The organism is Merdimmobilis hominis (assembly GCF_016901855.1).
Lineage (GTDB): Bacteria > Bacillota > Clostridia > Oscillospirales > Ruminococcaceae > Paludihabitans.
Genome location: NZ_JACJKY010000002.1, coordinates 132,972 through 154,364 on the forward strand (window position 1 = coordinate 132,972; position 21,393 = coordinate 154,364).

The window sequence follows — 21,393 nt, forward strand, 5'->3', positions numbered from 1 at the left end:
TCACCTCTGTTTTTTCAAAAGAGCAGGGAAGTCCCCGCAGGAGATTTAGGCTTTCACCAAGTATTTTTCTTCGCCGATGCCGGCTTTTAAGACGTCGCGCACTGCGTCGGTGTCATCGCCTGTGCACCGTTTCGGCACGACAAACAGCCGCTCTTTTCCGGCACACAGCAAGAAAAGCGCATCGGTTTCCATGACTTTCGTGATCTCTTTTCCGTAATGCAGCACAAACGCGCCGTTTTCCTCGCGGATGCGCACGCCGGTATCAAAAATCTCCATCGAAAACTCCATAACCGGGTTTTCGTCGATTGCTTTTGCTGTTTTGCTCACATGCACAAGCGGCAGATACCAGATGAGTGCAATCAGCGACACGCACATCACACAGATAAACGCGGTAAAGCCGTTAAATGTGCCCTGTGTTGCCATGCCGATCATATAGACGCCGAAAATTGCCGCCAAAATGAGTGAGTAGATGATGTTTTTCTTATAGACGGTTTCTTTCTGGAACAGCTTTAAGCCGGTGCGCACCTCGTCGCCGGTAAACGTATAGTCGACGCGGATGCCCTCTTTTCCTAAAAATTCGTCTGCTTCCTCCTCTGGGGTCTCCGGTTCCATGTCATAGCTGTCGCCGGTCACACCGCCGTGTGAAACAGGGGAGGTGGTTTCTTCTGCGTCATTCTCCGAAGAAATGACTGCCTCTTTAAGTTCCTGTTCGGTTTTTTTCATGTTGTTTGCTTCCATGTTGTTCTCCTTTTGACTCAGATGTCAAGGTTGCTGACATATTTTGCGTTTGCTTCGATGAATTCGCGGCGCGGCTGTACCTTGTCGCCCATTAAGATCGTGAAGATCTCGTCGGCGCGCTGTGCGTCCTCGAGCGTCACTTTGATCATGATGCGGTTTTCCTGGTTCATGGTTGTTTCCCAAAGCTGTTCCGGGTCCATCTCACCAAGACCTTTATACCGCTGAATATCAACTTTTGCGCCGCTTTCGCCGGCAAGCTCTGCGATATAGCGGTCGCGCTCCAAGTCGTCGTATGCATAGCGCACCTGTTTACCGCGCGACAGCTTATAAAGCGGCGGCTGAGCGATAAAGATGTGTCCTTCCTCGACAAGCGGACGCATGAAGCGGAAGAAGAATGTCAACAGCAGTGTGCGGATATGCGAGCCGTCGACGTCGGCATCGGCCATGATGACAACTTTGCCGTAGCGAAGCTTTGTGATGTCAAAATCGGCGCCGATACCCGTGCCGAGTGCAGTGACGACCGGCATCAGCTTTTCGTTGCCGTAGACCTTGTCAAGCCGTGCTTTTTCGACGTTTAACATCTTACCCCAAAGCGGCAGAATTGCCTGATGACGGCGGTCACGTCCCGATTTTGCACTGCCGCCTGCGGAATCACCCTCGACGATGTACAGTTCGGTCACAGCCGGATCGCGTTCCTGGCAGTCGGCAAGCTTGCCCGGCAGGGAAGCCGTTTCAAGCGCCGTTTTGCGGCGGGTCAAGTCGCGGGCTTTGCGCGCCGCCTCGCGTGCACGCTGTGCGGTGACGGCTTTGTCGAAGATCGCGCGTGCCGCCGCCGGATTTTCCTCAAAATATGCCATCAGCTTCTCGGACACGAGTCCCTCGACGAGCGGACGTGCTTCGACGTTGCCGAGTTTTGTTTTCGTCTGTCCCTCAAACTCACATTCGGTCAGTTTGATGCTGATGATCGCAGTCAGACCCTCGCGGACGTCCTCGCCGCTCAAGTTCTTGTCGCTGTCTTTTAAGAGATTATATTTTCTGCCGTAATCGTTGAACACGCGGGTGAGCGCGTTTTTAAAGCCGGTTTCATGGAAACCGCCCTCGACAGTATGGATGTTGTTTGCAAACGACAGAATGAGCTCGTTATAGCTGTCGTTATACTGCATCGCGATTTCGACAATCGAATCGTTTTCCTCTTTTTTTAAGTAAATGACATCCTCATGGAGCACTTCGACCTGTTTTCTCTGGTGAATATGCGTCACAAAGCTCTTAATACCGCCCTCGTAGTGGAGCACTTCTTCGACGGGCTCCTCACGGTTGCGCAGGTCCTTCATGACAATGCGGATGCCCGCGTTCAAAAACGCCTGCTCGCGCATTCTTGTGAGCAGTGTTTCATAGTCGTAGTTGGTATCTTCGAAAATCTGCGAATCGGCTTTGAACACGACTTCGGTACCGGTGCGCTCCGTCGTTCCGATGACCTCCATCTGTTTGTCATAGTGACCGCGGCAGAATTTCTGATAGTGAATTTCCTTGCCGTCATAAACGGTCAGTTCGAGCCATTCACTCAGTGCGTTTACAACGGACGCACCGACGCCGTGCAGACCGCCCGACATCTTATATCCGCCGCCGCCGAATTTGCCGCCTGCGTGCAGAATCGTATAGACGACGGTTGCCGCCGAGATGCCCTCTTTCGGGTGAATGCCCGTCGGAATGCCGCGTCCGTTGTCGACGACACGGATGACATTCTGCGGCAGAATCTCCACATCAATGCGGTCGCAGTAGCCGGCCAAAGCCTCGTCGATTGCGTTGTCCACGATCTCGTATACCAGGTGATGCAGTCCCTTCGGACCGGTCGAACCGATATACATGCCCGGGCGCTTTCTGACGGCTTCAAGCCCCTCCAGTACCTGAATTTCCTCCGCACCGTAATGCGGTTGTTGATTCGGATTATATTCCACTTGGTTTTCCCTCCGTTTCCGCCTGCAAAGCGGACTGTGTGTAAAAAAAGAATATGCCGGTCAGCGCAGTCCGGCGCGTTTTTTGAGTGTCGCAGTTGAAATCTGCGAGATATAGACGATGCATTCGCTGTTCTGCACCGTCACGATAAACGATTTCGGCATTTCATAGGACACCGTCACGACGCGGTGTTCGTGGGTGGCTTTCGCCAAAAAATCCTTCGTATGTTTTGAAAGCGTTGCTTTTTCGAGGTCAAAAATCCCGACAATATCCGAAAACCGCACGACGACTTCCTGTCCCAAATGCAGATACACCGTTTTATTCCTCCGTTTTTTGTGTGAGTGCGCCGTCTTTCATGAAAAAGACCGTCCCGCCGAACCGTTCTTCGACGCTTGCTTCGTCACAGCAGGTAATAAACACCTGCAAATCGCGCACATGATGTAAAATATAGTGCTGTCTTGACGGGTCAAGCTCGCTCATGACGTCGTCGAGCAAGAGCACCGGCGATTCGCCGACCGCTTTTTTTAAAAGCTTTGCCTCCGCAAGCTTTAGCGCGATGACACAGCTTCGCTGCTGTCCCTGCGAGCCGTAAAGCCGCGCGGAACGGTCCGACAGCGTAAACGACAAATCGTCGCGGTGCGGACCCACCGACGTAAAGCCCTGCTTGCGGTCGGTTAAAAACGATTCCTCGAGTGCTTTTTGATACGCCTCAATATGGCGTTCTTCATATGACGTCACATCCGCAGGATGTGAGAACACGGTCGAATCGTACGACACGGCAAACGGCTCCTTTTGACCCGACAGCCCGTCATACACCTGCGCGGCAATCCGACTGAGCTTAGTTATATAATCGTTCCTGTAACTCGTCAAAATCGTCCCGATTTTGGAAATCTGCTCATCCCACACCGAAAGATAGGTGCGTAAGATATCATCACCGTACAGCTGTTTTAACAGTGCGTTTCGCTGGTCGATCAGTTTTTCATAGCGGGACAAGTACGCGCCGTACTGCGGCCGAATCTGCGAGATGGCAATATCCAAGAAACGGCGGCGGTAAACAGGGCCCTCCTGCACGAGCGACAGATGCGCCGGCGAAAACACCACGGCATAAAAATGGCCGCAGAACTCCGACGAAGAAGAAAGCGGCACACCGTTTAGCCGCATTTCCTTTTTTTCGCCGATCGAAATGAACGCATCCTGTATTCTCGTGCTGTCCTCAAACTGAATCGAAACGGACGCTGTTTTCTTGTCAAAGGCGATCATCTGCGACGGTTTTGACCCGCGGAACGACGCATTGCCCGTAAACATCCAGATCGCTTCGATGAGGTTTGTTTTGCCCTGTGCATTTTCGCCGCAGATCACATTGACACCGTCGCCGAACGACAATTCACCCGATGAAAGGTTGCGAAACCCGTTCGCCGAAAGATTTGTAAGCTTCAAGCAGTTCCCTCCAGCGTCTGACTGTTTATTCTGCGGCGTCTACCGTGAATGTTTCGCCCGCAAACGTCACGGTGTCGCCGGGGACAAGCTTTTTTCCCCGCATGGTGCAGACTTCGCCGTTTACCTGGACTTCGCCTGCGGCAATGCGGAGCTTTGATTCACCGCCGGATGCGACACAGTTTGCAAATTTCAAAAATTGATCGAGTTTAATAAATGGGGTGTTGATCGAAATATGATTCATACCGATTCCTTTCATGAATTAAGCCGTACCGGCAGAACGAGATATAAGAAGCTGTCATCATCGATCGGCTCGATTTTGATCGGGGAGATCGGGCCGTTCATACGCAGGCAGATATTTTCGCATTCGCATGCTTTGAGTGCGTCTGCCATATAGCGGTTATTAAAGCCGATGACGACCTCCGGACCGTCGCACGAAGCGTGCACCGAATCGCTGATTTTGCCGAGCGCCGTTTCACAGAACACTTTGATCTCGCTGTCTAAAAACGAGCAGCGGATATGGCTTTTTGCACGCTCGTTGATGATGATGGACGCACGGTTGATGCTGTCCAAAAATGCTTTTGTTTCGACCTGTACGGTGGTTAAGCTCTCTTTCGGGATGGCGTTTTTATAGTTGATAAATTCGCCCTCCAACAGTCTTGAAATCACCTGATAGCCGCTGACGGAGAAACAAATGTGCTTTTTCGACACATGAACGCCGACCTGATCGTCGTCATCATCGCCGGTGATTTTCGAGAGAAGCTTTACAATCTCCGAGAGTGTTTTTCCCGGAACGACGAATTTTAACTGATTCATCAGATTGATTTTTTCTTTGCGCATTGCCAAGCGATAGCCGTCGACCGAAACAACATGCAAGATACCGTCGTTTAAATCAAACAGCGAACCGGTGTGCACCGGGTTTTGATCGTTTTGGGAGATGGCAAACAGCGTTTTGCTGATCATGCTCTTTAATAAGAATGCAGGCAGGGAGAATGACTGATCGCCTTCGACTGCCGGCATATCCGGAAACTCTGCGGCATTTAAGCCGAGGATTGTAAATTCAACCTCGTTGCAGGAAATGACCGTCAGAAGCTTTTCGTCACAGGTGATTGTGACCATGCCGTTGGGCATTTTATTGACGATATTCGAAAGCAGCGACGCATTCAAAATCACAGCGCCGTCCTCCGATGATTGTACTTCGATGGTTTTCGAAATACCGAGCTCCAGGTTGTAGCTTGTGCAGGTGAGTTCCTGATTTTTACAGGAAATTAAAATGCCCTCAAGCGCAATGAGCGTCGATTTCGAAGAAACAGCCGGAAGAACGTTATTGATTGCTTCACAGAGCAAAGCTTTTTCGCAAGTAAATTTCATCGAAAACATCCTTTTTTTATTCGTTTCGTTTTTTATCCGGAAAGAACACGCGTTATATTCGGTCCTATTATGATGATATTATCATATCAATAAATAATAAAATAAATAGTAGTAGTAATAGTAGGGGGTGTGGATTTCGGGGAAAAGGGCGCAAACACCCAATATACCTAAGTTTGTCCGGAATTTTCGTTGTTTATCCCGCGTTTATTTTGCGTTTAACGATGTTTAAAAAAACGAGGGCAACGTGCATTCCACAAAAAAACGGGTGGAAAACGAAAAACATGTTGAAAACTTCGTTGAAAACGTGGAAAACTCAAACGCGCGTTTTTTCCGCCGTTTTTTCTGTGGAAAACCCGGATGTTGAAACTTATTTATTTTTAATATTTTTGATGATATCGTCAATAATGGCTTTTTGGTGCGGTTCTTTTTCAATTTGCTGTTCCACCTGGCGCAGTGCATACGAAATGGTGGAGTGATCGCGGCCGCCGAATTCGTTGCCGATGAGCTCTAAAGACATCTGCGTGACTTCTTTAATAATGTAAATGGCGACCTGGCGCGCATAGGAGATCTGTGCGGCGCGTTTTTTCGAGCGCAGGTCATCCGGCGTGATCGAATATGTCTTTGCGACTTCTTCGATGATGCGTTCGATGGTGACCGGCACCGGCTGATTGTCGTTTAAAATCTCTTTGATGACGGTCTGTGCGACGTTTAAAGACGGCGGCGAGCCGGTGAACAGCTTGTACGCACGGATTTTTTTGACCGCACCTTCTAACTGACGGATGTTTGTCTTTAACCGGTTTGCGATATATTCGGTCACATCCGGCGGAATTTCAATCTGCAAAAGATCGGCCTTGCGGTTGATGATGGCGATTCTTGTTTCAAAGTTTGGCGGGGAGATATCCGTTAAAAGTCCCGATTCAAACCGGTTTTTCAGACGATCCTCGAGCGTTTTGATGTCTTTTGGCGGACGGTCGGAAACAAGCACGATCTGCTTGCCGACCTTATACAGCTCGTTGAACGTGTGGAAAAACTCCTCCTGCGTACTCTCTTTGCCGGAGATGAACTGGATATCGTCGACCAACAGGATGTCCGCTTTGCGGTATTTGTTGTGGAACGCGTCGATGGTGCGCGAAGAAATCGCCGCAATCAGCTCGTTTGTGAACGTTTCACTGCTGACGGAGATGATGTTGCGCTCCGGGTGATTTTTCTTGATTTCGTACGCAATCGCAGACAGCAGGTGCGTTTTGCCAAGGCCGGACGGACCGTAGATAAACAGCGGGTTATATGAGCCGATCTGGTTGTCGGTGGTGATGGCTTTGCACGCTGCATAGGCAAAGTTATTCGACGGTCCGACGATGAAGGTATCGAAGGTGTATTCGTAATTGCCGGAATTATCACCCGATGCTTCGTCGATCTGTGCGCTTCCGCCGGCGACCGGCAGCACCTCCGGCACACCGGAAGGCTCCTCAGCGGTCGGGAGCGTCGGCACAGCGGCAGTGTCACCGTCCGAGATATAGGTGTTCAGCTCATTTTCCGTCACAATCAGCACTTCGACCGGGAAGCCCAGAACCGCCTCGAACGCTTCTTCGATTTTTGAAAGGTATTGTTTGAGCAAAACATCGCGTTGGAACGGCGTTTTGATGTATAAAACGGCTTTGTTTCCTTCAAACTTCACCGGTTCAATCACATTGATCCACACGTTATAGGCGATGTCGGAAATCTGTTCCTTGATTTGCTCTTTGACAAGGTTTACGACTTCGTTAAACGATTCCATGAATGTCCTACTCCTTTGTAAGAATGGATGCACGCAGTGCCAGAAAAAACCGGCCTGATTTTCTTTGGTGGAAAACAATTCCCCGAAAAAGAAGCCGGAATCACGAGAAAAACGCAAGTTTTCAACAATACTCCCCCGGTTTTCAACAACGGTTCGGGTAAAACACGGGGAAGATGTTGAAAACATGTGCAATGCCTGCGGAAGCACGGTTGAAACAAGCGTGTAAACGTGCATTAAGATACAGTATTTATTATAGCGCAAACCGCATTTGTTTTCAAGTTTTTCGCAAACAAAATTGAGTATATATATAATGTAACTCTTTTTGAAATGGGGAAGCGCAAAAAAAGTGCCGCCACACGGCAGTTTACGGGGAGAAAATGTGTGTTTTTGCTTGACAAATAAAAAAAAGCCCAGTATAATACTAACTTGCAGGGTTTTGCCCTGATTCTTATGCGTTTAAGCCATGCCGTTTCGGCAGGTCTTAATCATGACAGAGCCGCATTTTGTTCGGCTTTGTTTATAAACCATCACCATGAAGTTAAAAAAAGGGGGTTTACTCGATGAAAAGAACCTATCAGCCGAAAAAACTGCAGCGCAAAAAAGTACACGGCTTTATGAAAAGAATGGCTGACAAAAACGGCAGAAAAGTGCTGGCTCGCCGCCGTGCAAAGGGCAGAAAAAGACTGACCCACTAAGTTTTTTAAAAAATGAACCACATGGTATTTTGGCGTTGTGGGAATGCGTTTTTATGAAAAAACTTAAAAATGACAGACCACCTATTTTCTAAGAAGAAATGGTGGTCTTTATTTTTAAAAAAAGGTGCGTTTTTAAAGATGCAACAGGTGATTACACTCAAACTGAATAAAGAATTTAAACGGGCCTATTTTCAGGGAAAATTCAAGGCGCATCCGCTGCTTGTCACCTATCGGGTGAAAAACAGGGCAAAAACGCCCCGCATCGGCATTACCACGTCCAAAAAAATCGGATGCGCAGTCAAGCGCAACCGTGCCCGCCGTGTGATCATGGCAGCATACCGGATGCTGTTAAACGAAGATCCTGCACTGTTTTCCTCATGTGACTATGTATTCGTCGCAAGACCTCAAACCCCCGATGCAACCTCCGCAGAGGTCATGCGGATTATGAAAAAGCATGTGCAGGTGTTAAGCCGCGGATGAAGACGATTTTTCTTTTGCTGATCCGTGCGTATCAAAAATGCATTTCACCGCTGTTTTTGCCCTCTTGCCGGTTTTATCCGACATGCTCGGCGTATGCATACGAGGCGGTGAAAAAATTCGGCGCATTAAAAGGCGGATATCTTGCTGTCCGCCGGATTCTTCGCTGTCACCCGTTTTCAAAAGGCGGCGTTGACCCGGTGCCTCAGACATTTTCATTGAAAAAACAGAACAAGAAAAACTAACAAGCCGTTTTTGCGGTGTATGGAGGAGTCGTATGAACTTTTTGGGCGTTCCGTTCGGCTATGTCATGTCGTTTATCTATAACATTGTGCATGACTATGGCTGGGCGCTGATTTTATTTATTTTACTGACAAGAATTTTGCAGTTCCCGCTTGGTATCAAACAGCAGAAAAGCACTGCACGCATGGCGGCATTTCAGCCGAAATTAAACCAGATCAAAAAGCAGTTTGCAAAAGACAAACAGCGCATGAATCAGGAAACCATGAAGCTTTACGAGGAAGAGGGCATCAACCCTGCAGGCGGCTGTCTTCCGATGCTGATTACATTTGTGCTGCTCTTTGGTATCATTGACGTCATCTATAATCCGCTGCTTCATATTCTGCACGTGGATCAGACACTGGTTTCCGAAGCGATCAATGTGCTCGGATCGAGTGCGGGCGGCGCACCGCAGCTGACCATCATCAGCCAGATTCAAAACGGCGGTCAGTTTGCACAGGAGCTTACCGGCATTTTCGGCGCAGATATTGTCGCACAGATTCAGTCGTTCAACATGAACTTTTTAGGACTGAACTTAGGTGAGATTCCGCAGGAAAACCTCTTAAGCCCGGTCATTATCATTCCGATTCTTTCGTTCGGCACACAGGTCATCTCCACGCTGCTGATGATGAAAACACAGAAGCAAAACGGCATGGAAATGATGAACGGCATGAAATGGACGATGCTGTTGATGCCGCTTTTATCGCTTTGGTTTGCGATTACGCTGCCGGCGGGCGTTGGTCTTTACTGGACTGTTTCGAACGTTTTGATGATTGCACAGACACTCATTCTGCAGAAAATGTATTCACCGGAAAAAGTGATGGCAATGTCGCAGAAAGATATTGAAAAAACACGTGCAAAAATGCGTGCAAAACGCGAAAAAATGGATGAATTGTCCGCACGCATGAACGAGAAAAAGGGTACCACACAAAACGCACAGTCGAAAAAAGCAGAAAAGCTTGATTTGGCGGAAGACCGTGACACCGTGAATAAGCGGATTGCAGAAGCACGTCGCCGTATGGCCGAAAAATACGGTGATGAATATAAAGAGGATTGACGGAAGGGGACTTGTCGTTATGACAAAAGAAGTGATTATTAAAGCGGCAACGATTGAAGAAGCGCTTGCACAGGGTGCGGATCAGCTTGGCGTGGAAGAAGCTGTTTGCACATATGAAGTGATGGAAGCGCCGAAAAAGCTGTTTTCATCGAAACTAAAATATGCAGTGCTCAAAGTGACCGCAGAAGTGGCAGAGGTCAACAAACCGGCAGAGTTTCAGATGACCGAGTCGGTTGAAGAGCCGGAGAGTGCATTAAGCAGCGCAGAGGAGAAAAAAATCACCGTTGCAAAAGAGTATCTTTCGTCGATTCTCGCAGCAATGGGCATTGAGAATGTGAATCTGAACGTAGAAACATCGGAAGACGGCGCAGTCATCACCTTTGAGGGCGAGGATATTGCGGTTCTGATCGGTCATCACGGCGAGACACTCGATGCGCTTCAGTACCTTGTAGCGCTCGCTTGCAACCGTGTGGACGGCGAATATTTCCGCATTACACTCGACTGCGGCAACTACCGTGAAAAACGTGAGGAAACACTCAAAGCGCTTGCTGCACGCATTGCCGCAAAGGTCAAACGCACCGGCAGAAGCCAGCTTTTAGAGCCGATGAATCCGTATGAGCGCCGCATCATTCATGCGGTCGTGTCTGAAATTCCGGGTGTGTTCTCGAAATCGAAAGGCGAAGAGCCGAACCGTCGTGTCGTGATTTTAAGCGAAACGCCGAAACCGCGCAATAACAACAATCGCCGCGGCGGCCGTTCGAACGGCGGATATCAGAAAAAATCGTATCAGAATAAGCCGGAGCGCACAATGGAGGACATCTTAAAAGATGAATTCCGCAAAAAAGAAGAGAGCGCAGAGCTGTATTCGAAAATTGAACTGTAAGAAAAAAACAAGCCCCGTAAGGGTGTTTGCATGATTCTTGAGCGGGAGGATCGGGCGGCAGGCTCGGTCCTTTTGTTTTGTTTAAAGAAAGGAGAACGTATCATGGCACAGACGATTGCGGCAGTATCAACGGCAGTAGCGCCGGCAGGCGTTTCGATGATCCGCATTTCGGGCGATGAAGCGCTCGAGGTGGCATCGCGCGTGTTTGTTCCGGCGGGAAAGAAAACGCTGTTTGACTGCAAGGGCTATGAAGCGCTGTTTGGTACGGTGCAACAAGACGGTGCGGTGATCGACCAGGCGGTGGCGCTTGTGTTTTTGGCGCCGCACAGCTATACAGGAGAAACGGTCGTGGAGATTTCATGCCACGGCGGCATTTATGTGACAAGAGCGGTTCTGCGTGCTGTGCTCGAAAGCGGTGCACGCCTTGCACAACCGGGTGAATTTACAAAGCGCGCCTTTTTAAACGGAAAACTGAGCCTCACACAGGCAGAGGCGGTCATCGATTTGATCGAAGCGAAAACGCGCGATGCGTCGAAGGCGGCAACGAGTCAGCTTTCAGGCGTGCTCGGCAAAAAAATCAACAGTGTTAAAGATCAGTTGTTGAAACTTGCGGCGCATCTGTCGGCGTGGGTCGACTATCCCGAGGATGAAATCCCTGAGGTGGATGAGAGTGAAATCGTCGAAACGGCACAGACATGTTATGATGAAATCTGTGCATTGCTCGATACGTATGACGCGGGACGGCTCATCCGCGAGGGCATTGATACCGTCATTGTCGGCAAACCGAACGTCGGCAAATCGACGCTCATGAATACGCTTGCACGCTATGAGCGCAGTATTGTCACTGATATTGCCGGAACGACGCGTGACGTGGTAGAGGAGTCCGTGCGGCTCGGCGATTTGCTTTTGCGGCTGTCAGATACGGCAGGTATTCGCGAAACGGACGACCGTGTGGAGCAGATCGGTGTTTCGATTGCAAAACAGCGGCTTGCGGAAGCGTCGCTCGTGCTGGCGGTGTTTGACGGCTCGTCTGACTGGAGCGAAGAGGATGAGGAGCTGATTCTCATGACAGCAGACCGTCCGACTGTCGCGATTGTCAATAAAAATGACCTGCCGTCTAAAACGAATATGGAAAAGATTCAACAATCGTTCGATTCGATTGTTGAAATCTCGGCGCGTGAGGAATCGGCGGCAAAGAGTCTTGAAGAAGCAATCCGTAAAAAGCTGTCGATGGAGCAAATCGATCCGACTGCACCGATGCTTGCAAACGAGCGTCAAAGAAGCTGTGCGATTGCGGCAAAAGAATCGCTTGCAGGCGTGCTTGCAGCAGTGCGTGACGGCATGACATTTGACGCAGTGACCGTCTTGGTCGAGGAAGCCATCGAAGCGATTCTGACGCTCTCGGGTGAACGTGTGACCGAAGCGGTTGTCGATCAGGTCTTTTCGAATTTCTGTGTAGGAAAGTGAGGAAACGTTATGTCATATCCAATGGGAACGTATGATATCGCGGTGATCGGTGCGGGACATGCCGGCGTGGAAGCGGCGCTTGCAGCATCACGGCTTGGACTGCGTACCATTTTGTTTACATTGACGCTCGATGCGGTGGCAAATATGCCGTGCAATCCGTCGATCGGCGGTACGGCAAAGGGACACTTGGTGCGTGAAATTGACGCACTGGGCGGCGAGATGGGCAAAGCGGCCGATGCGACGTTTTTGATGAGCCGTATGCTCAACCGCGGAAAAGGTCCCGCTGTGCACAGCTTGCGTGTCCAGAGCGACCGGCGTGCGTATCACGTTTATATGAAACAAAAAATTGAAGAACAGGAAAATTTGTGGCTGAAACAGGATGAAATCACTGCCGTTCATGTGGATGACGCACATCATGTCTGTGCCGTGGAAACGAAGCTGGGTGCCGTTTATGAAGTAAAAGCGGCGATTGTTTGCAGCGGAACGTATCAGCGTGCGATGATTCATGTCGGTGAGGTGTCGTATGCGAGCGGGCCGGATGCTGTTGCCCCGAGTATCGGTTTGACCGATTGCCTGCGGGAGCTTGGCATTACGATTCGGCGGTTTAAAACAGGAACACCGTGCCGTATCAACCGCAGAAGCATTGATTTTTCAAAACTCGAAGTGCAGGAGGGTGACAATCCGGTCGTGCCATTTTCGTTTGAAACGAAACAGCCGCTTCACAACCAGGTTGTCTGCCATATGGGCTATACAAATGCGCAGACGCACGAGGTGATTCGTCAGAATCTGCATCGGTCGCCGATTTACAGCGGACGGATTTCCGGCATCGGCCCGCGGTATTGCCCAAGCTTTGAGGATAAAGTCGTTCGCTTTTCAGAAAAGCCGCGTCATCAGCTGTTTGTTGAGCCGATGGGCCTGGATACCGACGAGATGTATATGCAGGGCATGTCATCCTCACTGCCGGAGGACGTGCAGCTGGCGTTCATCCGCACGATTGCAGGATTTGAACACGCGGAAATTATGCGCAACGCCTATGCAATCGAATACGACTGCTGTGATCCGCTGGAACTGCTGCCGACGCTCGAATTTAAGGCGGTGAAAGGCTTGTACGGTGCCGGACAGTTCAACGGTACTTCCGGCTATGAGGAAGCGGCGGCACAGGGACTGATTGCGGGCATCAATGCGGCGCGCACGATTCAGGGAAAAGAACCGGTGGTGCTTGACCGTGCAAGTTCGTATATCGGGACACTGATTGACGATTTGACGGTGAAAGGCTGTTCCGATCCGTATCGTATGATGACTTCGCGCAGTGAGTATCGCTTGATTTTGCGTCAGGATAATGCTGACAAGCGGCTGACACCGCTTGGCTATGAGATCGGATTGATCAGCAAAGAACGATATGAAGGATTTGAAGAGAAAGTGCGTCAGATTGATGCGGAGATTGCTCGCGTGGAAAAACAGACGATTTCGCCGAGTGACGCGCTCAATGCAATGCTTGTTTCACGTGAAACATCACCGGTGTCGACCGGCGTGCGTGCCGCTGATTTGATTCGCCGGCCGCAGCTCTCTTATCGTGATGTGATGCAGTTCGATCCGAATGCACCGGAGCTGTCTTCTGAAGTGTGTGAACAGGTTGAAATTGAATTAAAATATGCAGGCTACATTCAAAAGCAGCTTTCTCAGGTAAATGAAATGCGGAAGCTGGAAGCACGGAAACTGCCGCAGGATGTGGATTACAATACGCTGATCGGATTGAGCCTCGAGGCACGCGAAAAGCTTCAGAAGGTGAAACCGCTCAATATTGGACAGGCATCGCGTATTTCGGGTGTCAGTCCGGCGGATATTTCGGTGCTTTTGGTATGGTTACAGCAGAGAGGAGGATATCAGCAATGATCGATCAGGAAAAATTGATTGCGCTGTTTGGTGAAGCAAATATCTTCGTAACACCGGAACAAGCGTCGCAGTTTGACGCATATGCGCAGATTCTGGTGGAGTGGAACGAAAAAATGAATCTGACGGCGATTACTGCACCGGACGAAATCATCGTGAAGCATTTTCTTGACAGTGCTTTGCTTCTTTCCCATGCCGCAGTTGCAGACCATGCATCGATGATCGATGTGGGTACCGGCGCGGGATTTCCGTCCGTGCCATGTGCAATTTTGCGTCCGGACATAAAACTCACGCTGCTCGACAGCCTCAATAAACGCATTGCATTTTTAAGTCATCTGACCGCTTCCATCGGCGTGCAGGCAGAATGCATTCATGCACGTGCAGAGGAGGGCGGCCGTCAGAAAGAATTGCGGGAACAGTTTGATGTGGCAACTGCACGTGCGGTTGCGCATTTACGGGAGCTGAGTGAATACTGCTTACCATTTGTAAAGGTCGGCGGCATGTTTTTAGCGCTCAAAGGTCCGGAAATGGAACAGGAACTGACCGAAGCAAAAACGGCAATTCGACTGCTCGGCGGAAAAATCAAAGAAGTGAAGTCGTATACATTGCCGGACGGTAGTGGCAGAACGCTTGTGATGATTGAAAAAATATCGCAGACACCGACAAAATATCCGCGTCCCAGCGCAAAAATCAAAAAGCAGCCGCTTGTTTGACATACTGATTGTCGAAAAAGCGCAAGCAATGTCAATAGAAAATACTGGAAATTAAAACACTTCTGTGGTATACTCTGCATTGTAGAAAGGACAAGCAGGGTCCACGGAGGTGTTTTTTTATGAAAGGAATCGGACTTAAAACAATCAATCGCGTGGTATTGATTCCGCCGGAACAGGTGGAACCGAATCCTGCACAGCCGCGTGTTGATTTTTCCGAAGAAGAATTGCATGCGCTTTCTGACAGTATCAAACAAAACGGATTGCTTCAGCCGATCACTGTCCGGCGGATTGCCGGCGGAAAATATCAGCTGATTTCAGGCGAACGCCGGCTTCGTGCCAGCATATTGGCAGGACTTTCGGCAGTTCCGAGTATTATTATGGATACATCGGACCGGCAGGCGGCTATTTTTGCGCTGATCGAAAATATTGAGCGGCAAAACCTCAACTATTTTGAAGAGGCGGCTGCAATTAAAAATCTTATCACCGAATGGGGTGTATCGCAGCAGGAGGTGGGCGAGCGGCTCGGAAAAGCACAGCCGACCATCGCAAATAAAATCCGGCTGCTTCGGTTTTCAGAAGAAGAACGTGTGGCACTGCTTACAAACCGAATTCCTGAACGGCATGCGCGGGCACTGATTTGTTTGGCAGGTACACCGCAGTTTTTGCAGGCAGTTACGCGGATTGCAGAGCATAACCTGTCAGCAGAAGAAGCCGAGCATATGGCAAAGCTGCTTGAACAACAGCTTGAACAGCCAAAAGTGCATCGAAAACGAAAAAAACCGATTATCAAGGATGTTCGCATCTTTTTGAATACGATTGATCGTGCGATCACGACGATGAGTGAAAGCGGCGTGGATGTGACATATGAACGAAACGATTCCGATACTTGTATTGAATACGTCGTCCGCATTCCCATTTGATTTCGAGGAAACCCCTTGAAATAAACAAAACTACCCATTCCCCAAACCGACAAAATGCGTCCGGAACCTTCCGGGCGCATTTTGTTTTGTTTCACATGAAACATTTTTTGATTGTTTCATGTGAAACATCTTTTCATTCAAAAGGAAGTGTGGTATACTGAAAAAAGAACAAACAAAGGAGGAGAACCATGGGGAAAATTATTGCGGTAGCAAATCAGAAAGGCGGCGTCGGAAAAACGACATCGACTGTCAATTTGGCCGCATGTGTGGGACAGCTCAGAAAAAAAGTCCTGCTGATCGATATTGATCCGCAGGGAAACGCAACGAGCGGTGTCGGAATCAATAAACGTGCCGTGGAAGCGTCTTCCTATGATTTGTTGATCGGTACGGCAAAGGCGGAGGACGTGATTTTAAAAACGTCATTCAAAAATTTGTCAGTGATTCCGTCAAATATTCAGTTGGCCGGTGCTGAAATTGAACTTGTGGATATGGAAGACCGCGTGAATATGCTAAAAAAGGCGATTGCCGCGCAGAAAGAGCGGTTTGACTATATCTTCATCGACTGTCCGCCGTCGCTCGGACTGATTACACTGAATGCGCTGACTGCTTGCGATACGCTGTTCATTCCGATTCAGTGTGAATATTATGCGCTCGAGGGTCTGTCTCAGCTGATGGCAACCGTGCGTCAGGTCAAGCGGCTGTATAATCCGAACATTGATTTGGAAGGCGTGCTGCTTACAATGTATGACGGGAGATTAAACTTAACGGCACAGGTGTTGTCCGAAGTCAAAAAATATTACGGGGAAAAGGTCTACAAAACGACGATTCCGCGAAATGTGCGTCTGTCGGAGGCGCCAAGCTATGGACAGCCCGTCTTTTATTATGACAAATCTTCATCGGGAACAAGAGCCTATATGGAACTTGCAAATGAATTTATGAAACGAAATAAGGAGGCGAGCAAATGGCAGTAAAAAAGGGACTTGGAAAAGGGTTGGATGCGCTGTTTTTGGACAATGCGACAGAGACATCTGAAAGCGGTGTGCAGACCATTTTGCTGAGTGACATTACACCGAACCGCTCGCAGCCGCGAAAAGTATTTGAAGACGAACCGCTTCAGGAACTCGCGGAATCGATTCGCGAGCACGGACTCATTCAGCCGCTTTTGGTGCGTCCGCTGCCGGAGGGCGGTTATCAGATCGTTGCAGGTGAGCGGCGTTACCGTGCGAGCCGGATGGCAGGACTGCGGGAAGTGCCGGTGATTATCCGTGAGCTTGACGATCAGAAAACGATGGAACTCGCACTGATCGAAAACCTGCAGCGGGAAAACTTAAATCCGATGGAAGAAGCTGCAGGCTATCAGGAGCTTATGGAGACATACGGCATGACACAGGCGGATGTGGCAAAAAGCGTTGGAAAATCGCGGTCTGCCGTTGCAAATACACTGCGTCTTTTGAATTTGCCGCAAAAAGTCATGGATTATGTGAAAAACGGACAGCTTTCTTCCGGTCATGCGCGTGCAATTTTGGCGTTTGAAGAGGAAGAACGCATGTGCAAAGTCGCAGAAGAAGCCGTGCAGAAGGGATTAAACGTCCGTGAAATTGAGCGGATGAGCAAAAAAGCCGCATCTTCAGAGAAAAAGAACCATGCACCGGCATTCCGGGACAGCTTTTTCGATGAAATGGAGATTGCACTGCGCGAGGAACTCCATCGAAGCATTAAAATTACAAGCGACGGAGAAAAAGGAACGCTTACAATTTCGTTTTACAGCAAAGAGGAGCTTAGCGATATTGCTTCCCGGCTTGCTTTAATCAAACAGTATAAACCATATTAAAAAAAGGAAGGTTATCAGTTATGCTGGATATTCGAATGATCCGCGAAAACCCGGAAAAAGTAAAACAAGGAATGAAAAAACGCTGTTTGGAACTCGATTCTGTGGTCGACAGCATTTTGGAAATTGACGTGAAACGCCGTGAGCTCTCGACAAAGACCGATCAGATGAAGAGCGAGCAGAACAGCGCAAGCAAGCAGATTCCGATGCTCAAAAAACAGGGACAGGATGTTTCTGAGATTTTGGCAAAAATGAAAACGCTGTCCGATGAGATCACTAAAAATGCGGCAGAGGTGGCAAAACTCGAAGAACAGCAGAAAGAACTGCTTTTAAGCCTTGCAAATATGCCGGATGAAGATTTGAAAGAAGGCGGCAAAGAGAACAACGTGCCGATTCGTACCTTCCTTGAAAAACCGGAATTTTCGTTTGAGCCGAAAAACCATGTCGAGCTGTGTGAATCCCTTGGTCTGATTGACTATGAGCGCGGCGCAAAATTGGCAGGTGCAGGCTCCTGGGTATACCGTGGATGGGGTGCACGGCTTGAATGGGCGCTTCTTAACTTCTTTATTGAAGAACATGTTGCAGACGGCTATGAGTTTATTCTGCCGCCGCATATGCTCAACTATGAGTGCGGCTATACTGCCGGCCAGTTCCCGAAATTCGCCGATGAGGTGTATAAAATCGCGAACCCGACAAGCGAAGTGGCAAAATTCATGCTGCCGACCGCAGAAACAGCACTTGTCAACCTGCACCGCGACGAAATTCTCAATCTTTCAGAGCTGCCCTGCAAATATATCGCGTATACACCGTGCTACCGCAGAGAAGCAGGCAGTTATCGTTCGGAAGAACGCGGCATGATCCGCGGCCACCAGTTCAACAAAGTGGAAATGGTGCAGTATACAACAGAGGACGGCTCGGATGCAGCATTTGAAGAGCTCGTCGGCAAAGCAGAGCGCCTTGTGCAGAAGCTGGGTCTCCATCATCAGGTATCGAAGCTTGCAGCAGGCGACGTTTCCTTCTCGATGGCACGCACCTATGACATCGAAGTCTGGATTCCGAGCATGGGCATCTACAAAGAAGTCAGCTCCGCATCGAATGCGCGTGATTATCAGGCACGCCGCGGCAATATGCGTTATCGCGGTGAGGACAAAAAACTGCATTTTGTCCATACACTCAACGCATCGGGCCTTGCAACCAGCCGTTTGATTCCGGCAATCGTCGAGCAGTATCAGAATGAAGACGGCTCTGTCACCGTTCCGGAAGTGCTCCGTAAATATATGGGTATCGACCGCATTACAAAAGAATAAGAAAGAACAATAAAAAACGCCTATGGAACATTCCATAGGCGTTTTTTCAACCGATTATGCTGTGTGTTGTGGAAAACAAAGCAGTGTTTGCAGTTCAGTATATAAGTTAGGCGTCGATGCGTTTTGCGCGGCGCATTGCATGATCGATATTTTTGCAGAAGTTTTCACTGCCGATTATCTGATATAAACCGGCCTTTTTGATGGCTTTCATCGGCTGTGCATTAACATGGGACAAAATCACAGTAATTCCTGATTTATGACAATCATCAACGAATTTTTTGATCTGACGGATCGCATCCGTATCCATCATCGGAACAGCGCCCATTCGCAGAATGACACACGTTGTAAACGATTTGGTACGAATGGTACGAAGCTGATCGGAAACGGCAAAAAACAGGGGACCATTAAGCTCGTATACGCTGATATGTTTGGGGACGGTCATCAGCGATTCGTCCGATTCATCGTCGGTGATGTCGGTGTACTTCCAGCTCTTGATGCGTGTTTCTTCGCTCATGCGCTTCATAAACAGCACGCATGCCATGATAATACCAACCTCAATCGCTACGACCAAATCAAATACGACAGTCAGCAAAAAGGTGGAAACCATCACTAGAACATCGCTTTTCGGCGCTGTTTTTAACAGATTGACAAACTGACGCCACTGGCACATGTTATATGCCACGCTGATTAAAATAGCGGCAATGGCCGGCATTGGGATATATGCGGCATATGGCATCAGTGCCACCAAAACGATTAAAAGTACTACAGAATGGACAATTCCAGAAACCGGTGTTCTGCCGCCGTTTTTAATATTGGCAGCCGTTCTGGCGATTGCACCGGTTGCCGGAATACCGCCAAACAGCGCAGAACCGAGATTTGCGATGCCTTGTCCGATCAATTCCGTGTTGGAACGATGATGTTTTCCGATCATTCCGTCAGCGACCACACAGGAAAGAAGCGATTCAATTCCCGCCAAAACAGCGATGGTAAGCGCATCCGGCAAAAGGGTAACAACGGTAGAAAACGACATCTGCGGCACATGAAGCGTTGGAAGCTTTCCGCTTACGGTAAACAAATCACCGATGGTGTTTACTTCCATGTCAAAACCGACAACCATAGCAATTGCGGCGGCAATGGCAATCAAAGATGCAGGAATTTTATCGAAAATTTTCGGCCAGATAATTAAAATAGCCAGACAGACCGCACCCACAACGATTGCCTGCCAATTCACCGTGGTGACATTTACAAAAAAGGCTTTGAGTTTTTCAATGGTTTCAATCGGAGATTCGCCGTTTTGATAGGTCACGCCAAAGAAATCCTTGAGCTGACCGAATAACAGTGTCACTGCGATGCCGAATGTAAATCCGGTGGTAATCGTAAAGGGAATAAAGCGAATCAAGTTGCCGAGCTTTAAACATCCCATAATAATGAGGATGATGCCGGCCATAATGGTTGCAATCATCAAACCATCCGTGCCGTTTTTTGCAACGATTCCGGCGACAATGGTTGCAAAGGCGGCCGTCGGACCGGCGATTTGCACATTACTGCCGCCAAACACCGCAGTGAGAAATCCTGCAATGATTGCCGTGTAGATACCGGCTTCGGGTGCGACGCCGGATGCAATCGCCAGCGCGATGGAAAGCGGCAGAGCAATGACCGCAACAATAATTCCTGAAATCAAATCCAAGCCAAACTGCTTTTTGCTGTAGCTTTTAAGATCTGAAAACAGCATCGGATGAAAAATGTTTTTCATGAAATACATTCCTTTCGCATTAGGGTAAGATCAATAACAAAATGAAAAAGATCAAGCCAAAAGGTAAGACACTTTTTCAACAGAAACAATATTTGGCTGTGGAAAAATAAAATCACTTCCGATTCTCGGCGGCAAAGCTGACCGCGCTGTTCTTGACACACTGGCATCAGTGATACGACAGAGAAAACCAAAGAATAAATATCTAGAAAGACTGGTTTCATGTGAAACACCGCCCGCCGGAGCTGTCTATTTTCAGCATGAGAATTTGCGCAAAAAACCTGGAGCCAATTTGACTCCAGGCGCAGTCTTCAGGCTAAGCCTGTTTTCCACGTTTATATTCGACGCGAGCAGTTTTATTAAAAGAAAGAAAAGAACCTACGACGGCGAAACGCTGACCGGTGCCTAAGGCACATTGATTCGCCTCCGGCGCGGCGCCTAAGGCGCATTGATTCGCCTGCGGCGCGGTGCCTAAGGCACATTGATTCGCCTGCGGCGCAGTGCCTAAGGCACATTGATTCGCTTGCGGCGCGGTGCCTAAGGCACATTGATTCGCTTGCGGCGCGGTGCCTAAGGCACATTGATTCGCCTGCGGCGCGGGTATCTTTGCTAAATAAAAAGAAAAGAACCTACGACGGCGAAACGCTGACCGGCGCCTAAGGCGTTTTGACCTATTTTCAGCGCGGGATGCTCATTAATCAATAAAAAAGAGCCCGGAGCGCAAATTGGCTCCAGGCTCAGCCTGGTGGTCGAGGCGACAGGATTCGAACCTGCGGCATCTTGGTCCCAAACCAAGCACTCTACCAAACTGAGCTACGCCTCGTCGATTTCTTATTATAGCTTGCTTTTTAAAAAAT

At 49.0% G+C, this 21,393-nt stretch carries 20 protein-coding genes and 1 tRNA gene; 12 read left to right on the plus strand and 9 right to left on the minus strand.

Going from position 1 to position 21,393, the window contains the following annotated elements:
- Nucleotides 1-45: 45 nt before the first annotated feature.
- The 7 genes from H6A12_RS01955 to dnaA all read right to left on the minus strand — a co-directional run bounded on the left by H6A12_RS01955 (nt 46) and on the right by dnaA (nt 7,270).
- Nucleotides 46-738 carry a YcxB family protein gene (locus H6A12_RS01955; RefSeq protein ID WP_204444243.1) on the minus strand — a complete coding sequence of 231 codons (693 nt, stop codon included), beginning with the start codon at nt 736-738 and terminating at the stop codon, nt 46-48.
- A 17-nt stretch (nt 739-755) separates the two neighbouring features.
- Nucleotides 756-2,693: a DNA topoisomerase (ATP-hydrolyzing) subunit B gene (gyrB, locus tag H6A12_RS01960; RefSeq protein WP_204444245.1), complete on the minus strand. Its 1,938-nt coding sequence runs from the start codon at nt 2,691-2,693 to the stop codon at nt 756-758.
- 60 nt (nt 2,694-2,753) lie between these two features.
- Complete coding sequence (gene remB / locus H6A12_RS01965; RefSeq protein WP_204444247.1) at nt 2,754-3,005, minus strand: extracellular matrix regulator RemB; 252 nt, start codon at nt 3,003-3,005, stop codon at nt 2,754-2,756.
- Between the two features lie 4 nt (nt 3,006-3,009).
- Entirely contained in the window at nt 3,010-4,128 is a 1,119-nt protein-coding gene (gene recF / locus H6A12_RS01970; protein ID WP_204444250.1) for a DNA replication/repair protein RecF, read from the minus strand.
- Between the two features lie 25 nt (nt 4,129-4,153).
- On the minus strand, nt 4,154-4,369 hold the full coding sequence (locus H6A12_RS01975) for an RNA-binding S4 domain-containing protein (RefSeq protein ID WP_204444252.1): 216 nt from the start codon (nt 4,367-4,369) through the stop codon (nt 4,154-4,156).
- An 11-nt stretch (nt 4,370-4,380) separates the two neighbouring features.
- Complete coding sequence (gene dnaN, locus H6A12_RS01980) at nt 4,381-5,496, minus strand: DNA polymerase III subunit beta (protein WP_204444254.1); 1,116 nt, start codon at nt 5,494-5,496, stop codon at nt 4,381-4,383.
- A 367-nt stretch (nt 5,497-5,863) separates the two neighbouring features.
- On the minus strand, nt 5,864-7,270 hold the full coding sequence (dnaA, locus tag H6A12_RS01985) for a chromosomal replication initiator protein DnaA (RefSeq protein WP_204444256.1): 1,407 nt from the start codon (nt 7,268-7,270) through the stop codon (nt 5,864-5,866).
- Nucleotides 7,271-7,830: 560 nt separating this feature from the next.
- On the opposite strand from dnaA, the gene rpmH reads away from it, so the two are divergent.
- The 12 genes from rpmH to serS all read left to right on the plus strand — a co-directional run bounded on the left by rpmH (nt 7,831) and on the right by serS (nt 18,786).
- On the plus strand, nt 7,831-7,965 hold the full coding sequence (gene rpmH, locus H6A12_RS01990; RefSeq protein ID WP_204444258.1) for a 50S ribosomal protein L34: 135 nt from the start codon (nt 7,831-7,833) through the stop codon (nt 7,963-7,965).
- 138 nt (nt 7,966-8,103) lie between these two features.
- Nucleotides 8,104-8,445 (plus strand): ribonuclease P protein component, encoded by a 342-nt coding sequence (rnpA, locus tag H6A12_RS01995; protein WP_204444260.1) that lies wholly within the window; start codon nt 8,104-8,106, stop codon nt 8,443-8,445.
- Nucleotides 8,442-8,687, plus strand: coding sequence for a membrane protein insertion efficiency factor YidD (yidD, locus tag H6A12_RS02000; protein WP_204444262.1), 246 nt, complete (start codon nt 8,442-8,444; stop codon nt 8,685-8,687). Before rnpA ends, yidD begins: the two co-directional genes overlap by 4 nt.
- 32 nt (nt 8,688-8,719) lie before the next feature.
- Nucleotides 8,720-9,778 (plus strand): membrane protein insertase YidC, encoded by a 1,059-nt coding sequence (gene yidC, locus H6A12_RS02005; RefSeq protein ID WP_204444265.1) that lies wholly within the window; start codon nt 8,720-8,722, stop codon nt 9,776-9,778.
- A gap of 19 nt (nt 9,779-9,797) precedes the next feature.
- Entirely contained in the window at nt 9,798-10,661 is an 864-nt protein-coding gene (gene jag / locus H6A12_RS02010) for an RNA-binding cell elongation regulator Jag/EloR (RefSeq protein WP_204444266.1), read from the plus strand.
- A 102-nt stretch (nt 10,662-10,763) separates the two neighbouring features.
- A complete protein-coding gene (mnmE, locus tag H6A12_RS02015; protein WP_204444268.1) occupies nt 10,764-12,128 on the plus strand; it encodes a tRNA uridine-5-carboxymethylaminomethyl(34) synthesis GTPase MnmE in 1,365 nt (454 codons plus the stop codon).
- A 9-nt stretch (nt 12,129-12,137) separates the two neighbouring features.
- Nucleotides 12,138-14,021, plus strand: a complete 1,884-nt coding sequence (mnmG, locus tag H6A12_RS02020) for a tRNA uridine-5-carboxymethylaminomethyl(34) synthesis enzyme MnmG (RefSeq protein WP_204444270.1) — start codon at nt 12,138-12,140, stop codon at nt 14,019-14,021.
- On the plus strand, nt 14,018-14,731 hold the full coding sequence (rsmG, locus tag H6A12_RS02025) for a 16S rRNA (guanine(527)-N(7))-methyltransferase RsmG (RefSeq protein WP_204444272.1): 714 nt from the start codon (nt 14,018-14,020) through the stop codon (nt 14,729-14,731). The genes mnmG and rsmG overlap by 4 nt, the downstream gene beginning before the upstream one ends.
- Before the next feature lie 119 nt (nt 14,732-14,850).
- Nucleotides 14,851-15,651, plus strand: coding sequence for a ParB/RepB/Spo0J family partition protein (locus H6A12_RS02030; RefSeq protein ID WP_204444274.1), 801 nt, complete (start codon nt 14,851-14,853; stop codon nt 15,649-15,651).
- Between the two features lie 188 nt (nt 15,652-15,839).
- Nucleotides 15,840-16,622: a ParA family protein gene (locus H6A12_RS02035; RefSeq protein ID WP_204444276.1), complete on the plus strand. Its 783-nt coding sequence runs from the start codon at nt 15,840-15,842 to the stop codon at nt 16,620-16,622.
- Complete coding sequence (locus H6A12_RS02040) at nt 16,613-17,482, plus strand: ParB/RepB/Spo0J family partition protein (protein ID WP_204444278.1); 870 nt, start codon at nt 16,613-16,615, stop codon at nt 17,480-17,482. The genes H6A12_RS02035 and H6A12_RS02040 overlap by 10 nt, the downstream gene beginning before the upstream one ends.
- Before the next feature lie 20 nt (nt 17,483-17,502).
- Nucleotides 17,503-18,786: a serine--tRNA ligase gene (gene serS, locus H6A12_RS02045; protein ID WP_204444280.1), complete on the plus strand. Its 1,284-nt coding sequence runs from the start codon at nt 17,503-17,505 to the stop codon at nt 18,784-18,786.
- 106 nt (nt 18,787-18,892) lie between these two features.
- Here serS and H6A12_RS02050 read toward each other — a convergent pair whose 3' ends face one another.
- Both H6A12_RS02050 and H6A12_RS02055 read right to left on the minus strand, forming a co-directional pair.
- The gene (locus H6A12_RS02050) at nt 18,893-20,539 is read right to left on the minus strand and encodes a SulP family inorganic anion transporter (RefSeq protein WP_204444282.1); all 1,647 of its coding nucleotides are present in this window, start codon (nt 20,537-20,539) and stop codon (nt 18,893-18,895) included.
- A gap of 743 nt (nt 20,540-21,282) precedes the next feature.
- A tRNA-Pro gene (locus tag H6A12_RS02055) sits at nt 21,283-21,359 on the minus strand.
- Between the last annotated feature and the right edge of the window lie 34 nt (nt 21,360-21,393).

Bases quoted from the DNA above. Each gene is read 5' to 3' on its own strand.
- rsmG (WP_204444272.1), top strand. From the start codon at position 14,018: ATGATCGATCAGGAAAAATTGATTGCGCTGTTTGGTGAAGCAAATATC.
- mnmG (WP_204444270.1), top strand. From the start codon at position 12,138: ATGTCATATCCAATGGGAACGTATGATATCGCGGTGATCGGTGCGGGA.
- jag (WP_204444266.1), top strand. From the start codon at position 9,798: ATGACAAAAGAAGTGATTATTAAAGCGGCAACGATTGAAGAAGCGCTT.
- mnmE (WP_204444268.1), top strand. From the start codon at position 10,764: ATGGCACAGACGATTGCGGCAGTATCAACGGCAGTAGCGCCGGCAGGC.
- H6A12_RS02030 (WP_204444274.1), top strand. From the start codon at position 14,851: ATGAAAGGAATCGGACTTAAAACAATCAATCGCGTGGTATTGATTCCG.
- H6A12_RS01955 (WP_204444243.1), bottom strand. From the start codon at position 738: ATGGAAGCAAACAACATGAAAAAAACCGAACAGGAACTTAAAGAGGCA.
- dnaN (WP_204444254.1), bottom strand. From the start codon at position 5,496: ATGAAATTTACTTGCGAAAAAGCTTTGCTCTGTGAAGCAATCAATAAC.
- H6A12_RS02035 (WP_204444276.1), top strand. From the start codon at position 15,840: ATGGGGAAAATTATTGCGGTAGCAAATCAGAAAGGCGGCGTCGGAAAA.
- yidC (WP_204444265.1), top strand. From the start codon at position 8,720: ATGAACTTTTTGGGCGTTCCGTTCGGCTATGTCATGTCGTTTATCTAT.
- rpmH (WP_204444258.1), top strand. From the start codon at position 7,831: ATGAAAAGAACCTATCAGCCGAAAAAACTGCAGCGCAAAAAAGTACAC.
- H6A12_RS01975 (WP_204444252.1), bottom strand. From the start codon at position 4,369: ATGAATCATATTTCGATCAACACCCCATTTATTAAACTCGATCAATTT.
- yidD (WP_204444262.1), top strand. From the start codon at position 8,442: ATGAAGACGATTTTTCTTTTGCTGATCCGTGCGTATCAAAAATGCATT.
- H6A12_RS02040 (WP_204444278.1), top strand. From the start codon at position 16,613: ATGGCAGTAAAAAAGGGACTTGGAAAAGGGTTGGATGCGCTGTTTTTG.
- serS (WP_204444280.1), top strand. From the start codon at position 17,503: ATGCTGGATATTCGAATGATCCGCGAAAACCCGGAAAAAGTAAAACAA.
- rnpA (WP_204444260.1), top strand. From the start codon at position 8,104: ATGCAACAGGTGATTACACTCAAACTGAATAAAGAATTTAAACGGGCC.
- H6A12_RS02050 (WP_204444282.1), bottom strand. From the start codon at position 20,539: ATGAAAAACATTTTTCATCCGATGCTGTTTTCAGATCTTAAAAGCTAC.
- dnaA (WP_204444256.1), bottom strand. From the start codon at position 7,270: ATGGAATCGTTTAACGAAGTCGTAAACCTTGTCAAAGAGCAAATCAAG.